The sequence below is a fragment of the Collinsella sp. 4_8_47FAA genome, from assembly GCF_000763055.1.
Taxonomy (GTDB): Bacteria; Actinomycetota; Coriobacteriia; order Coriobacteriales; family Coriobacteriaceae; genus Collinsella.
In genome coordinates, this window is the sequence record NZ_KN214134.1 from 278675 (window position 1) to 293832 (window position 15158).

General features: G+C 57.0%; 12 protein-coding genes and 1 pseudogene. 9 read left to right on the plus strand and 4 right to left on the minus strand.

Translation table 11 applies throughout. The annotated features are described in order from the left end of the window. Positions 1 to 70 precede the first annotated feature (70 nt). On the plus strand, positions 71 to 2539 hold the full coding sequence (dnaX, locus tag HMPREF9463_RS01375) for a DNA polymerase III subunit gamma/tau (protein ID WP_035136734.1): 2469 nt from the start codon (positions 71 to 73) through the stop codon (positions 2537 to 2539). A 21-nt stretch (positions 2540 to 2560) separates the two neighbouring features. Here the strand turns inward: dnaX and HMPREF9463_RS01380 are convergent, their stop codons facing one another. Next, the gene (locus tag HMPREF9463_RS01380) at positions 2561 to 3034 is read right to left on the minus strand and encodes a hypothetical protein (RefSeq protein WP_035136735.1); all 474 of its coding nucleotides are present in this window, start codon (positions 3032 to 3034) and stop codon (positions 2561 to 2563) included. A 340-nt stretch (positions 3035 to 3374) separates the two neighbouring features. Here HMPREF9463_RS01380 and HMPREF9463_RS01385 point away from each other — a divergent pair, with 340 nt between their 5' ends. From HMPREF9463_RS01385 to HMPREF9463_RS01410, 7 genes and pseudogenes are all read left to right on the plus strand, one after another. Continuing rightward, complete coding sequence (locus tag HMPREF9463_RS01385; RefSeq protein ID WP_006235174.1) at positions 3375 to 3695, plus strand: YbaB/EbfC family nucleoid-associated protein; 321 nt, start codon at positions 3375 to 3377, stop codon at positions 3693 to 3695. 13 nt (positions 3696 to 3708) lie between these two features. After that, a complete protein-coding gene (gene recR, locus HMPREF9463_RS01390; protein ID WP_006235173.1) occupies positions 3709 to 4305 on the plus strand; it encodes a recombination mediator RecR in 597 nt (198 codons plus the stop codon). A 245-nt stretch (positions 4306 to 4550) separates the two neighbouring features. After that, positions 4551 to 5456, plus strand: coding sequence for a hypothetical protein (locus HMPREF9463_RS01395; RefSeq protein ID WP_035136736.1), 906 nt, complete (start codon positions 4551 to 4553; stop codon positions 5454 to 5456). Then, positions 5453 to 7297: a serine/threonine protein kinase gene (locus tag HMPREF9463_RS01400; RefSeq protein WP_035136740.1), complete on the plus strand. Its 1845-nt coding sequence runs from the start codon at positions 5453 to 5455 to the stop codon at positions 7295 to 7297. Before HMPREF9463_RS01395 ends, HMPREF9463_RS01400 begins: the two co-directional genes overlap by 4 nt. Positions 7298 to 7300: 3 nt before the next feature. Continuing rightward, the gene (locus HMPREF9463_RS01405; RefSeq protein ID WP_022094220.1) at positions 7301 to 8239 is read left to right on the plus strand and encodes an FHA domain-containing protein; all 939 of its coding nucleotides are present in this window, start codon (positions 7301 to 7303) and stop codon (positions 8237 to 8239) included. 327 nt (positions 8240 to 8566) lie between these two features. Then, positions 8567 to 8833: pseudogene (locus HMPREF9463_RS11530) on the plus strand (methyltransferase); the annotation flags it as partial. Between the two features lie 695 nt (positions 8834 to 9528). Continuing rightward, positions 9529 to 11157, plus strand: a complete 1629-nt coding sequence (locus HMPREF9463_RS01410; protein WP_198019888.1) for an ATP-binding cassette domain-containing protein — start codon at positions 9529 to 9531, stop codon at positions 11155 to 11157. Positions 11158 to 12043: 886 nt separating this feature from the next. Here HMPREF9463_RS01410 and HMPREF9463_RS10825 read toward each other — a convergent pair. The 3 genes from HMPREF9463_RS10825 to HMPREF9463_RS01415 all read right to left on the minus strand — a co-directional run bounded on the left by HMPREF9463_RS10825 (position 12044) and on the right by HMPREF9463_RS01415 (position 13985). Further along, a complete protein-coding gene (locus HMPREF9463_RS10825; protein ID WP_147324165.1) occupies positions 12044 to 12223 on the minus strand; it encodes a hypothetical protein in 180 nt (59 codons plus the stop codon). 30 nt (positions 12224 to 12253) lie between these two features. Continuing rightward, the gene (locus HMPREF9463_RS10830; RefSeq protein ID WP_124785779.1) at positions 12254 to 12457 is read right to left on the minus strand and encodes a hypothetical protein; all 204 of its coding nucleotides are present in this window, start codon (positions 12455 to 12457) and stop codon (positions 12254 to 12256) included. A gap of 169 nt (positions 12458 to 12626) precedes the next feature. Continuing rightward, positions 12627 to 13985: a radical SAM/SPASM domain-containing protein gene (locus HMPREF9463_RS01415; protein ID WP_084591731.1), complete on the minus strand. Its 1359-nt coding sequence runs from the start codon at positions 13983 to 13985 to the stop codon at positions 12627 to 12629. A gap of 516 nt (positions 13986 to 14501) precedes the next feature. Here HMPREF9463_RS01415 and HMPREF9463_RS10325 point away from each other — a divergent pair. Then, positions 14502 to 14975: an FHA domain-containing protein gene (locus tag HMPREF9463_RS10325; RefSeq protein WP_052043994.1), complete on the plus strand. Its 474-nt coding sequence runs from the start codon at positions 14502 to 14504 to the stop codon at positions 14973 to 14975. Positions 14976 to 15158: the final 183 nt, after the last annotated feature.

Consider the following 15158-nt stretch of genomic DNA (forward strand, 5'->3'; position numbering starts at 1 on the left):
GGAATGCAGTATGCCGTGCGACCGCATGGCCGCCGCGGCAACAAGACTCAGTATACCCGGGGGAGCACCCATGGAATCGTTGTACCGAAAGTATCGCCCGCTCACCTTTGACTCCGTGGTGGGCCAGCAGCATATCGTCTCGACGCTCGAGCACGCCATCACCGAGGGGCGCCTGTCCCACGCCTACCTGTTCTGCGGACCGCGCGGCACGGGCAAGACCACCATGGCGCGCATTCTGGCCAAGGCGCTGCTGTGCCGCAATGCCGAGGCGGCGCGCGCCGAGGGTGCAAGCGGCTGCATGCCCGACGGTACTTGCGAGGAGTGCGAGCTCATTGCCGAGGGTAACCACCCCGATGTCTACGAGCTCGATGCCGCAAGCCGTACCGGCGTGGACAACGTGCGCGAGGAGATCATCAACTCCGTCAACTTTGCCCCAGTGCGCGGCAAGTACAAGATTTATATCATCGACGAGGTCCACATGCTCACGACGGCGGCGTTCAACGCGCTGCTCAAGACGCTTGAGGAGCCGCCGGCACACGTGATCTTTGTGCTGTGCACCACCGACCCGCAAAAGATTCTGGAGACCATTCTCTCACGCTGCCAGCGCTTCGATTTCCACCGCATCGGCAACGAGGATATCGAGCATCGCCTGTCTTACGTGTGCGAGCAGGAGGGCTTCGATTACGACGACGAGGCACTCGCCATTGTGGCGCGCCATGCCAAGGGCGGTATGCGCGACGCGCTTTCCACGCTGGAGCAGCTGAGCGTCTTTGGCAACGGTTCTGTGCATGCGGACGACGCCCGCTCGCTTTTGGGCGAGGTTTCGGACCAGATTCTGGGCGAGTTTTCCCGCGCCATTGCCGATCGCGATGTTGCCGAGCTCTATGGACTGATCCGTGCGCAGGTCGAGGAGGGCAATGACCTGCTGGAGCTGACGCGCGACCTGGTGGCGCATGTGCGCGACGTGTACGTTGCCTGCGTTGCCGGTGCCCGTGCCGAGCTGTTTGAGGGCGGCTCCGAGCAGGCCGAGGCGCTTGCTGCCGAGGCCGCTGCCTTTGGCGAGCATCCTGCCGACCGCCTGGCCCGCGTGCTGACGGTGCTCGACGATGCCGCACTGGAGATGAGGGGCGCGAGCGACGTGCGCCTGGTGCTCGAGATTGCCTGCACGCGTCTGGCGCGTCCCGAGGCCGATTTAACGATTGAGGCATTGGCCGAGCGCGTGGCACGCCTGGAGGCCATGATTGCCAACGGCGCCGTGCCGGCGAGCGTGGCTGCTGCTCAGGCCGCCGCGCCTGCAGCATCCGTACCCGCTGCTGCCCAACAGCCGACGCTCATTTCGGGCGCTCGTGCTGCCGCTCCGGCGGCATCCGCTGCCCCCGCTGCTACGTCCGCGCGCCAGGGCGGTATGCCTTGGGACCGCGGCGCTGCTGTTCCGGCTGCCCAGCCTGCGACCAAGTCCGCGGCTCCTGCGCCGGCGCCCAGACCTGTAACGCCTGCACGTCAGCCCGTTGCGGCTCCGGCTTCCGCGCCTGCTGCATCGACCGTGTCGGTGTCCAAGCCCAACAACGCCGCCCAGGTTGCCGCCGCCGGTGCTGCCGAGACCCCCGCGGTTGAGGACGCCGGCGAGCTCCAGCGCAAATGGGCCGAGGTCGTCGAGCGCGTCAAGGCTCGTCAGGCCTCCTACGCAGGGCTTTTGCTCAACGCCCGCGCCACGGCCGACGACGGCTCCAAGCTCACGGTCTCGTTCCCCGCGGGTTCGACTTTTGCCATTAAGATGCTCGGTCGCGCCGATACGCAGTCGGTGGTTCTGCCGACGGTCTGCGCGGTCTTCGGTCGTCGCACCGTCGACTACGTCCTGGATGGAGGTGGCACGCCGGCTCCTCAACATGAGGAGCATTCTCCATCTGCACGGGCTGCGGCATCTGCGGACCCGCAACCCGTGTCCTCGGCGGCCCCTGCATTCTCGAGCGCCAGCGCGCCGCAGCAGCAAGCAGCACCGGTAGCGGCATCGACCCCGTCGGCGCCTAAGCCAGCCGCGGCCAAATCGGCTGCTTCGGTCCCCACGCCCAAGCCTGCCGCTGCGCCTGCGCCCAAGTCATCCGACCTGGGCAAGGCCCCCTGGCTGCGCTCGGACAACCCTGCCGGCGCTCCCGCCACGGGCAAGCTCCCGACTGAGCCCGCGCCCCGCGCGCCCGAGCGCGCGTCCGCTCCCAAGGCTCAGCCGTCCGCGCAGTCTGCACCGTGGGAATCCGAGCAGGTGCCCTACGACGATGCCATGGTCGCCGGTTTTGCCGCCGATGCAGGCGGGGACGATCTGCCCCCGTTCGACGTGCCGGCCACGGCGTCCGCGCCCAAGCCCGCTGCAACTGCCCCCAAAGAGGAGGACGCTCCTGCAGCTCCCTGGGAGTCCAACCCCGGCGCGGGCAGTCCCTTCGGCCATCAGGGCGCAGCCCCAAGCATCCCGCAGACCGAGGACGAGGCCAAAGACCTCATCCGCAGCGTCTTCGGTCAGGCCACCATCTTCAAGCCGGTGGAGTAGCTGCGCAGGCGGGTATACTGCTCAAGAAGAGGACCCCTTGTCCGGGCGCATCTGTATTTCGGACATGTGTAGTGTGGTGCCGCGTATGTCGCATTCGAGCAGACAGGTGCGTGACGGTCGGCCTAGGATGCTGAGGTCGATACGATACGTCGCATGGCTGTCCGTGTACTCGACTTGCTCGGCGTTAATGGTTGCTCCGATTGCCAAATAAACGCCTAGCTCGGCATCGACAATCTTGAAGTCCTTTATCTTGACCTTGAACTCTTGATAGAGGGACGGGCTGTTGTAGTAGACGGTTCGGGTTCCGTCGGTGCACTCATCGGTCGTCTCCCATTTGACGACGGGCTGGTCCGAGCTGGCTATCAGTAGTTCTGCTCCAAAGGCTATAGCATGGGTGATGATAACCAGTAATGCCCAGCCGACAAAGAGATAGAGAACCACATATGCAACGGGGTGTTTTGAGCGGATGTTTTGGAGCACGTCGGGGGCATTCATGGGGCACCTCCAAATTGCTGTCTGTGACAATCAAATTATACCCTGCCATCATGAGCGCCGCCTCGAGCAGCGGTTCGGCATTTTGTTATCTAGCTGGATGCAGATAATGCCGGATTCCGGCTCTACAAGATTTAGCTTTCAATATTATGCAGATGCGAATTATTCAACTTTGCATAATCTTTGGGCGCGGCTTGCACTCCAGGACATGTATATCGACTGAGGGAACACGTCCGCCCCGCTTGCTTGCCCCGCGCCGTGGTACGATTTTTGAGTTTGAAAGTCCCGCCGTGCTCCGGCTGCCCTTGCAGCTTGTCGCGCGGCCGCACGTAAAGGAGCCATCATGGCCGGTATGAACATGCAGCAGATGATGAAGCAGGCTCGCAAGATGCAGGAGCAGCTTGCCGCCGCGCAGGAGAACCTCAAGTCCCAGACCGTCGACGCCTCTGCCGGCGGCGGTATGGTCAAGGTGACCGTCAACGGCGAGATGGAGCTCGTCAACCTCACCATCGACCCCGATGCTCTCGATCCCGAGGACGTCGATATGCTGCAGGACATGATCATGGCTGCCGTCAACGAGGCCGTCCGCGGCGTCAACGAGCTCGCCAACAAGCAGATGGGCGCCATCACCGGCGGCCTCAACATCCCGGGCATGCCGTTCTAAGACACGCATATATATGAGTGCGAATCACAGTCTGCAAAAACTGCTCGATGAGCTGGGCCGTCTGCCGGGCATTGGTCCCAAGTCGGCCCAGCGCATCGCCTATTACCTGCTCGAGGCCGATGCCGAGGAGGCCCGCCGCCTGGCCGAGGCCATCCTGGAGGTCAAGCAGGAGGTCCACTTTTGCAGTCGTTGCTTTAACTACGCCACGGCCGATGAGTGCTCCATCTGCCAGGACCCGATGCGCGACACCACTCGCATTTGCGTTGTGGGCGAGCCGCGCGACGTCCAGGCGATCGAGCGCACGGGCAGCTACCACGGCCTCTACCACGTATTGGGCGGTGTGATCAGCCCCATGGACAAGATTGGTCCCGAGCAGTTGCACATCCGCGAGCTGCTGGCACGCTTGGGCCACGAGGACATCCACGAGGTCATCATCGCCACCAACCCCAATATTGAGGGCGAGACCACGGCGAGCTACCTGGCCCGCACTATCAAGCCGCTGGGCGTCGAGGTATCGCGTCTGGCAAGCGGCCTTCCCGTGGGCGGCGACCTGGAGTATGCCGACGAGCTTACGCTTGGGCGCGCCATCGAGGCCCGTCGCGCGATTTAGGTGGCGAGCCTGCTCCTGCCGTATGTTTTCCTCGCGACGCACGGGGTAGTCATAATTTCCCCGTGCGACTGTGAGTTTGTTGTGCAACAAAGATGCTTCGTATCCGCTTATCGCATGGATGCTTCCGCTCGCATCCTTAATTTGCCCATTCGTTGCGCAACCTTTTGGGTTCGCTGATACACTCAAATATGGATTTGAATGAATGCGCCGCTCCCAAGCGGCGTGTTTTTGTTGGAGGAGAACGCATGCGGCCCGGTGGCACTCAGACAAAGCGCGGCGCCGCGGTGCGCATGCGGCGCCGACTGGGCTTGGCGCCGCGGGCGTACGCACTGCTGTCTTGCTCGCTGGTGCTGGTCATAGCTGGCGTTTCTGCCTATGGCATGACCGTGCCGTCCATGATGCAGGCGCATGCCGCACGCGAACCGCGCGTGGGGCATGAGGTCAAAAGTGATCTGGGTACCACGACTGGATATGCTTGGGCAAGTGTGGTCGCGCATATTGTGTTTGGCACCGACGATGCGGACGGCGCCGAGGCCCCGGACAACGAAGTCACGCTTGCCAATGGCAAAACCATCGTGCTCACCAACACCAAGATCATCGATCGGTTGTCCAACAATAGCGTGGCGGCAACGGTGAATAAGGTCGAGCAGCAGAAGGAGCAGGACGCCCAGCAGTCCGGAAAGCCCGGTAGCTCGGATACTTCTGGCTCCGGCTCGAATTCGTCGAGTTCGAGCGGCGGCTCTGGGTCGGGCTCCTCTACCGGAGGGTCTGGAAATGGCGGCTCGACGGGCGGCAACACTGACAACGATGCAAACTCCGGTGGCCTTTCCGCTGCTGAGGAAGAGAGCATTCACAGTTGGCTTGTGACCAAGTACAACATGCTCGACGGCTACGTTTCTCGTGCCAATGACGTGGTCTCGACCTATAACTCTACGGGAGATCCCAGGCCGTGCGACAGCCTGGTCGGGGAGATGTTTGTCATTCGAGCCGAGTTCGGTCGTCAGACATTCTCGCCCCGGTCAAAGTGGTATCAGCAGTATGCCAATCTGTGGGGCTGTTACACCAACCTATGTCAATGGGTCGGCCATTACGGCGATGATGACGTCGCACTCGGTAACTTCAACAATAACGTGGCGGCGCTTGCCCTATGATGACCGATCTTGCATCCACCACACCACAATCGCTCGGTCGCGATTCCATGGTCGGCCTGCGCCTGGCGCGTGTCGACGGGTTTGAGCCGGCCATTGCGCTCGGTCAGGACGAACTGCCTGCCTATCTGCGTCGTTTTACGATGCTGTTTGCCGACGAAGCCACCATGCGCCGTGGCGGTATCGGCCGCGTGACGCGTGCCGTCAACGCCCAAGGCGAGGCCGTGGCACTCAAGCAGCTCATCTTGCCGACGCGCGATGAGTTTGACGACGATGCAGCTCACGAGGCGCTGGTCGCCAAGTTCAAGGCGGCGTTTCGGGAGGAATACGAATGCCATCGCGCCCTTTCGGGTCTTAAGGGCTTTCCCCGCCTCTATGGCTGGGGCGAGGTCGACGGTGTGCCTGCAATTGTCATGGAATGGGTCGAGGGCGAGACGCTTGCCCGCTTGCGTTCGCGACTCGCCGTGGACGATGCCGGACGCCTGTCGCCGCTTGTGGCGGCGCGTCTGGGTCGCGACCTGTTTGATCTGCTCTGCCGTATGAGCCTGGTGGGTGAGGGCTTTGTCCATCGCGATATCTCGCCCGCTAATATTATGGTGCGTACGGCGCGTCTACCGCTTGACCGGCAGCTTGCCGAGGGCACCTTTGACCTGTGCCTGATCGACTTTGGCTCGTCGCTGGCGCTCGAGCCTGCGTCGGCCGTGGCCGGTACCGGCGGCAAGGCGTCGTTTACGGAGCGCTATGCCACGCTGCGTCGCGCGACGGTTGCCTATGCCCCACCCGAGATGCTCACCGACGATATTCCCGATCTGCGCGCTTTGCGTATGTCGCCGGCGATTGACGTCTATGCCGCGGCAAGCACGGTTTACGAGCTCATTGCCGGCGTCGCGCCATACGAAGCCGCGCCGAGCACTTCGGGCACCTCGGGTTCGCGCAAAAAGACGCGCGACATCGCGAGCCCCTACCGTCTCAAGATGGACACGCGGCCCGACTATCCCATTGGTGCCCATGCGCCCGGTTGTGATTTGACTCAGCTGCTTCGTCGTGAGCCCGATGTGGCGCTCGCCGCGGCCGAGCAGGCCCAGCAGCTAGGGCTTGAGCCGGATTCCGAAGAGCTACGTGATGCGCTGGCGTTTGTCGATGCCCAGCTGTTCGACGTGGTGATGGCCTGTCTGTCCAGCCATCAAAAAGATCGTCCCGAGCCGGCGGCGGTCGAGGCGGCGCTCTCGGCGTTTTGTGACCACTATGCGCAAAATGTCGGTCGTTCGCTCCGCGGCGAGCCGCTCACGCCGTGCCCCATGGATGCGTCTGGCCGCGCGGTTCGTCGCGCGCTGATGGTCGGCGCGACGGTCGTCTGTGGCGTGGTTTGGGCTGTGGTCGTGGTTTCGGCCGCGCTGCTGGCGTCGGGCGCTCGCGTGACGGCGACTTTGGGATCGCTCGTGTGGTCTGGGTCGCTACCGGGTATTATTGCCGCACTGGCGTTGGCGCTGCCAGACATAGCCGGCGTTGCCGCGGGGGCACTTGCGCGCGATCGGCGCTCGGGCTTCCTGCAGGGTGTGCTTGCGCTTTCTGCCTGCGAGGTTCCGGTGCTGGTTGTGGCTGCATGTAGTGTATTTTCCCAACGCGCCGTGATGGGCGGCCTTGTTGCCGCTCTGGTTGCAACCTATACGCTTACGTGGTTTTTGCTTGCGATGGGCTTTGCCTTTGAACTTCCCGTTTCGGCACCGCGACGCACAAAAGCCCAGATGGCGACTCCGCTTGCCGGTGGAGCCGCAGCTGCCCGTACTTTTGGCGGACCTGTTGAAGTATCGTCCGATTCTATTTCTACGACCAAGGAGGCCTAGGTCATGGCATCTCAAGTTGAGCTCACCCCATGCGGGGCCATGTTTGACATCTTTAAGCGCGCGGCGCATCTGAGCCATATCGAGCTGTGCGGCTTGGTGCTTTCGTCCCGTCCGCTCGCCGACGGCCGCAGCCCGCAGAGCCGAGCCGCCGATCGCTCTTGGGTTTCCCGCTTTATCGTTCGCGCGCCGGTCGGCACGCTTCAGCAGCGCTACTTTGCCGAATACGGTACCTCGGCTGCGCGTATTATGTCGCAACTGGCCCTGCGCCAGCGCAATCCCATGGACTCCACGGCTGTGATCAATATGGTGTGCGGTCCTGCAGGTGAACCGATGGTACGCGCGCTCGAAGAGTGCCACCAGGACACGAATCTCTATCGCAACGCGCTCGATCGCCTGTCCCAGGCGGCGGAACTCATGCCCGCCGAGCGCGCCGAGGCCGTGCTGGTGCTGTTTGTCGCCGTCGGTTGTTCGGCGGATGTGCGGTCCTCGGTGAACTATGCCATCGACTACGCGCACGCGACCTGTGGCGGAGGCACATCCACGCCGCGTTCGCTTGGCATGTCGATGACCGCGGGCGAACGCGAACCCGCCCCGGCGCACCCCTTGGGCTTGCTGCGCGTACAAAACAGTTTTGTCGTGAGCGCCCCGCGCTGGATTCAGCCGAGTGAGCAGGGTGTTGAGATTGGCGCGCTGGCCACTGGTGAGGGCGATATTACCGACGTCGGCGACGATGTCTCGGCCCGCCATGCCCATATCTGGTGCGATGCTCAAAATATCTGGCATGTCGAGGACTTGTCGTCCACCAACGGAACCGTGGTGGTAAACGGGGCCACGCGCGTCTGCATTCAGGTCGAGCCCGGCCGTTCCGCCCAGCTCAATCCCGGCGACGAGCTCAAGCTCGGCGAATCCACTACCTACGCCATTCTCTTCGGTGCCCTCTAGCCGGCAGATAGGGACGTTCCTTTTCTGCCGGCACTTGGGGACACTCCTCGGCGCGCCAGAGCCAGTCGCCCGGGGATGGAGGGGCCATTTTGGCCCTTGGCGGTCAGTCGGGGCGAAACTAGAAGATCTTTCCGATTCGCGGCTGTTCATGCTTGTAGAGCATCTAAAACAATAGGATGTTATTCTGGAATATGCCGGGTGCGTGAACTTGCCTGTCTTAGCCTTAATAAGGTATAGGGGAGTTTGGCTCAGGGGTTCCGTCTTGTTCTTCAGCGCAGTATTGTGGGACAGATTTGCTGAGATTGGCGCCTTACACCGCAGAGCGCACGGAAGGCTCTCGATTTGTGTTCTGGCCCCAGAATACAGGGCCTGATACTTACCAACTGTGGCATGGATGTAACATCTGTAGAAATCAACCCTTTTGTTGTCGACCTTTGTAAGAAAAACACTGCCATCAACTCTTTGGATGACGAAACTAGGGTGCTTGAGGGGAGCCTTTACTCCCCTCTGAGAGATGACTCATGTTTTTCGCTTGTCGTTGTGAATCCTCCGTTACTGCCGATTCCGGATGAGATTCCTTATCCCTTCGTTTGAGATGGAGGACAATCGGGTCTGGATAAAACACTTCGTATTCTTAAGGGTGGCGATACGCATTTAGAGAAAAACGGTAAATACTGCTAATAGGGGTGACGACGATGGTGCAGGGGCGACCCGCGATGCTCTCATCAATACGTCGGATACTTGGGAAATCAGGTCTAGATGCATGTATGATGATGCTGTGTGGCTATTCAATTAATCCGCGTTCCGAATGGGTGCAGGGTATAGCTGCGACATCGTATGCTTTTGACCCGGCGCGATACTCAGATATTTCTGAGGCGGTTGACGAAGTTTATACGCACTATGCCGCGCAAGGCGTTTCGGAAGTTTGCACATCTACGTTACGGGCTTAGGTTTCTTCAAGCGAGCAGGCCGGTTGCGTTATTTCGAGCGATTTTTCTAGTCTAGACGACAAAAGGCAAAGGATTTGATGGGTATAAAACGCGGACGTTTGTGGGCGGATGCTCAAATCTATTGTGGCAATCGGGCGGTTGAAAAAGATATTTCAACCGCCCGATTGCCAGGTTCGTCGGAGGAGATGTCCGATTCCGACTCTTTTGTAGGAAGAGCTTGAGATCGTATTGGCCCAAGGCAATCTTAAAGCAGTCTCATTGGCAAATCTTCGCTCCTGTTGTGTTGAGGTGTAAGGTATCAGTGATTGATGTTTTGTGGCGGGTAGATTGGGGCCTTCCTTGATTCGATGCGTTCTCTCGAGGTTCATCAGAGCAAAAGGGGCTTTCGTCTTCATTGCTATCACGGTGATTGGAACCGCTCTCTCCTATGCCATGCCATACGTGAACGGGAAATTCTTAGATTTTCTTCTCGGTAACCGCAGCGAAAGAGACGCCGTACTCTTCGCGCTCCTGGTTGCGTCAATAGGAGTTTTCTCCACCCTCTTTACTTATTTTGCAGGAACACTTTCCATTCGCATAACCACGAGACTTTCCTTTGATCTTCTCAGGGAGGCCGTCTTGCGTTTTGAAAGAGACGATTACTTGGTGAGTCGGACCATCGATCCAGCCTATACAACGCAACGGATTATTTCCGACTCCAGCGTGGTCTCATCCTTCGTTTTGGCGAATTTTATCAGTGCGCCGCTGTCCATTGTAGCCATTCCCATCGTATTGCTTATCATATGGTCAATTGATTCAACTCTCGCGGTGTTTTCCATCATTCTCCTCATCGTGTATTTCTGTGTAATTACTGGGTTGAGGAAACTTTTGTATAGGGTCACGTATGAGAAGAAAGAGGCGGACAGCGCCTTTTACGCCGCAATTGCATCGCAGCTTAATCAGATTCTCAACATTCAACTGACATCTTCGTACGGCAAGAGCGAACAAGCGCTCGACGCTGGGTTTAAGAGCTATTTTCCCAAAGTTTTGCGCTCCGGAAAGCTATCATATTCTCTGACATCGCTCGATGGTCTTTTCGCAGCGTTGTTTCAAGCGGTGATACTTGTTGTTTCCGGAGTACGAATCATTAACGGAACTATGTCAATAGGCGAGTACACTATCATCGGTACATACTTCGCGGTTCTCTTTAAGACTTTGAAAAGTATGATGTCATTGTTCAAATCCTATCAAGATGCCAAAGCATCATGGGATAGGACGGCTATCGCGACGAGAGAAAAGGAGAGATCGGGGTGGAATCGGACCGATTTAGCTAAACTCGATGAAATAAATGACATTTCGGTATCTGATTTGGAATTCTCGGTTGCCCTTCCAGACGGATCTGTCCGAGAGGTCCTCGGCGGGTTTTCTTTCAAGTTTTCCGGTCCTGGTACATATTGCATAGTTGGGGAAAACGGAAGAGGCAAGACGTCACTTCTTTACTTGATACTCGGGCTATACTCATCGAAAGGCAAAGTAAAATACAACGGCGTGCCAATCGAAGAATGCGACTTGGATTACATACGTGCGAGAGAGATATCGTGCTGCCCACAGTCGTGCTTCGCGCCGGACGAAACGGTGAAAGAGCTGTTAGAGTATTTCGACACGCCCTTTTCTTCCTATCACCGGGGTGTAGATGGCCTACTTTCGCTGGAAAACAGCGTGAAGGAGTTGCTCGGGAAACGTTGCTCCGCGCTTTCGGGCGGTGAGCTGCGCCGAGTGTACTTATGGTCGGCGATTTCACGCAAGTCGTCAGTTTTGGTACTCGACGAGCCCACGACTGGGTTAGACGCTGTAAGCCGCGCCGAGCTTGCGGCCTATGTTAAGCGCAACAAGCAAAGCCAGCTGATCATCGTTGTCTCTCACGATGACGAGATGGTCGGCGCGGTAGAAGGGGTAGTGGATTTAGGCAGCATGTACCAGGGTAAATGATGACAAGTGTAGTGCTACCCAACTGGCAGAGATAACAAAAAGGCGATGCAGATGCACGTAGCATTCAGGCGGTTCGGACTCGGTGCCTTCACGCCATCGCAACGCTTTCAGATATAGTTCTCGTTCTCTTACTAAAGGAAACTTTAGTCTACGTCATCTTGTCGAGACAGAGGTGAAGCGAAGTGTTGTCGCGACGTATCTTATTCCAGGTGGCTCAGTATCAGCGTGAGAATCGCACCAAAGTGTACTTACGATTCTCGTGTCCCACGGACAACATGAGCTGAGCATTGAGGTTCCACCCTTTGCTGCAACTACACGGGGTTGGACGGCAATGAATATGCCGGGCCGCATACCACGCGCAGCGGGGGTCCATGTCCCAGTATGTTGCCTACAGCAGCCTCGATGTCCACGCACACATCATCTCTGCCTTCGCGTTCAATCCATTTGCCGGAGAGTGCGAGGGTTGCCAGGCCGTAGAATTCGAGCCGAACAAATGAAATGCGGTATCAGCGCATAGGATTAAACTGACGATTGCTTTGCACTGAGAATACGCTTGGAAAGCCGCTATGGGTGGCGGCCCGGGTTAAATAGAGAAGCCCGTCCGATCACTTTCATGTGGCGAACGGTCGGGCTTCTTATTCCACTTGCCAATGCTCGGCTCATATTGGAAGAAAGCTACGCTAATGTTTGCGTGACACTCCTATTTTCTCCGAAGAAAGAGTCGGATAATGAAGAATAGAATTAAAAAAGGTGCCAGATATAACGCAAGTATAAAGGCTAATCCAACGAGACCTTGCAATAATGGCATAACTCCTCCCAGACACGAGATTTTGGTATTTGTTCCCATCTTATTCTGAATTGGACCAAATAGTTCCTAGCCACAAAACTACTCGTCAACTGGATCGCACCAATCTGCTGGCAAAACACAGCTTGATTCTTTATCGACATAGCACCAATCCGCAACAGGGCACTCGGCGATGTCGTAAAAATTGCATATATCAACTCCAAGACAACAAGGCTCAACGGGAGGATGTTCATTTGAACCAACAGGATGGATATGCTTCATAACAGCTCCTCACCTTAATCCAATTAGAGACTACGTTTGATCAATGCCACAGTGATCTACAACGCAGATGCTGCCGCCATCCATGTCATAGTCGCAGTAATCGTATGCACCACAGCCATCTGCTTTATCATAAACAGTACAGATGTCAGTAATGCCCAAGAGGCAGTCAAAAGACATCGGCTTCACGCCTGCCTCGTCGCCACTTCCTGGATTAATCGGATGAATATGCTTCACGACTACCTCCCTTTGAGTGCAGAAAAACCTCAATATTGTGTATAACAAACCAAGATGTCTAGTTCACCATATTTCTAGAATGGTTTCGGCGAACGTAGCAATAAGCTTCGCAGACGGTAATCAGAAGAACGAACACCTCCACAATGGTGACAGCAATGCGCTGAACCGCTTATTCCGATACAGTAGCTTCTCGTTGATTTTTCTCCTGCGAAGATGAGTGGCGGGAAATAAGGTCAAAAGCCATCTCGTAGCACATTTTTCTATATTCACATGATGCAGGGTGTAGACTCTTGGGCAAGTAGCCGTGCTCGTCTGCAGCCTCCCAGCTACAGCCCCCACCACAGAAAGACCGAGCCCAACAGTCCGTACAGTCAATTCTTTTTTCGACACCCTGACTCCAGTTTTCAATATACCTAGTTTCGTCAATTCCGGTGACGATGTTGCCCATTTTGAATCGCATCATCCCGACAAACCTGTGACAGGGGTATACGTCCCCTTCGGGAGTCACGGAAATAAAACGCCTGCCAGCCCCGCATCCGACAAAGGCGATCCTGTTGCTCATAATCAAATCAACTGCAGTTTTCAATGTTCTAAACAAGGGCTTTTCCCCTTGATCAATCTGTTTGAGATATTGATCCGCCAAATCTATTAGGCCCGCCCTGATTTTGTTTAATGAGTGTTCGTCGAGTTTGATATTCTCATCGAATGAGCTCACGGGCGAGAAGTAAATCCTTCTGAAGCCCATCTCTTTAAACTGAAGATAGTCTTCAACAAGGTTACAGTTATTATTTGTTAAGGTCGCTCTTGCGCCGAAGGGGAACGACTCGGAAAAACGACGAACGTTTTTGTCGATATCGGAGAAAGAGCCGCCTCCCGTCTTGTACGGGCGCGATGCATCGTGCTTGCATCCTGTACCATCGAGACTAATCAGAACAGAAAACCCGTGCTCCTTGAAAGAATTCACAGCAGTGTCATTCAAAAGCGTTCCGTTGGTCGTAATAGAATAGGTAAAGTTTCTATTGGGGTATATTCTTTTTGAATAGTCGACCGTTTTCCATATCAGCGGCTCGTTAATCATGGGTTCCCCACCAAAAAAGACGATCGCAAGCGTTTCGTTTTCCGATGAACTTGCGACGAGGTAGTCGACCGCCTTGAAGGCTATCTCGTCTGTCATCAGCAGAGGAGACGTTCCATAATCTCCTTTACCGGCAAAACAGTAACTACAACCAAGGTTGCATGCATGTGAAACGTGGAGTTCGATGGATCTAAGTTTTCGAGGCGTGTCTTTTGTTAAGAAAGTCCGCTCAGACAATCGTTTATACTCATCAATGTCGTCTTCAAGTTCTGCTATGGTCGTTTGGTCGTAGCCTTTCGCAGCAAGTGACTTTGTTAGCAACTTCGAGTTGACCGTTCTTCCCGATGCTTCAAATATGCGAAGCGCATCTTCTGATGCTTGGTCAACCTGAAAGCAATTGCGAGTGACCTCATCGAAGCAGTAACGACGATCACTTACTGAGAAAAAATGCATACGTTCCTCAATTTCATGCTGGACTGGCACTAACCTTGTTTATTGTTGCGCAGCTATAAAAAACCACCAGCGGGGATTCGGTGTGCGGCCCAATCGGACTCCCAAAAGGTTCTATTTGAGACTGGCAAGCTTTGTGTTGTTGGCACTTCGACAGCGCTCTTTATTCCAACATGGAGCCTCGCAGTTTGAGTCGACTTGCCTCTGGAAGGTCCGATCTTAACTTGATTTAGGATGAAAACAGATTACAGGCGCGCTCCTCTAGAAAGAAAGGAAACCAATCGCCGCCTTTCACCAGGAAAGTTTTTATAGCCCACCTCGAGCAAAATGAAAGATGCGAGAGCGATTGGGGAACAACGCGAATCTCCCCTTTTGGGTGGGAGCGAGCCTTCAGCCACCGGCGAACGACTCGCCCTGGTCAGAATCTGGAAGTGGTGCCGGGCCGCTTGGGCCTCCCCGGTGACTTCGTGGGGCTTACCTGCCTGACGTCGAGGAGTACATCCGCAAGATTCGTTCCCTATGCCGTTTGCTCTCACGCCCGCCTTAGTTCCAAGTCGGGCGAGCCGCCGCGCTCATGCGACCCGTGGCGGCGACACGTCGACGCCGCGCTCGCTGAGCACATCTTCGGTCGCGGGCGAGCACGAGGTCGCGCCGGCGCATCCGCTGGGACTGCTGTGCGTGCAAAACGGCTACGTGGTGAGCGTCCCGCGCTGGATTCAGCCGAGTGAGGAAGGCGTTGAGATCGGCGCGCTGGCAACGGGGGAGGGCGGCATCACCGACGACGTCTCGGCCCGCCATGCCCATATCTGGTGCGACGAGTCTGGCGCATGGTTTGTCGAGGACCTGTCGTCCACTAACGGCACCGTGGTGGTAAACGGGGTCACGAGTGTGTGTATTCAAGTAGAGCCCGGCCGCTCCGCCCGGCTCAGCCCCGGTGACGAGCTCAAACTCGGCGAATCCACCACCTACGCCATCCTCCTCGGCGCCCTCTAACTCATCCCCTCAATGAGTTGCGGTGAAATAGGGACTGATTAAGGCCGTTAACAGCAAAAACAGTCCCTATTTCACCGCAACTGCTGTGGGGTTCCAGGGGACTGTGTCCGTCGGTGCCGGGCGCACAATAGTCACCCGAGGTAAACCTTTACCGGCCACCTATATTCGCCGAAATATGGCTTG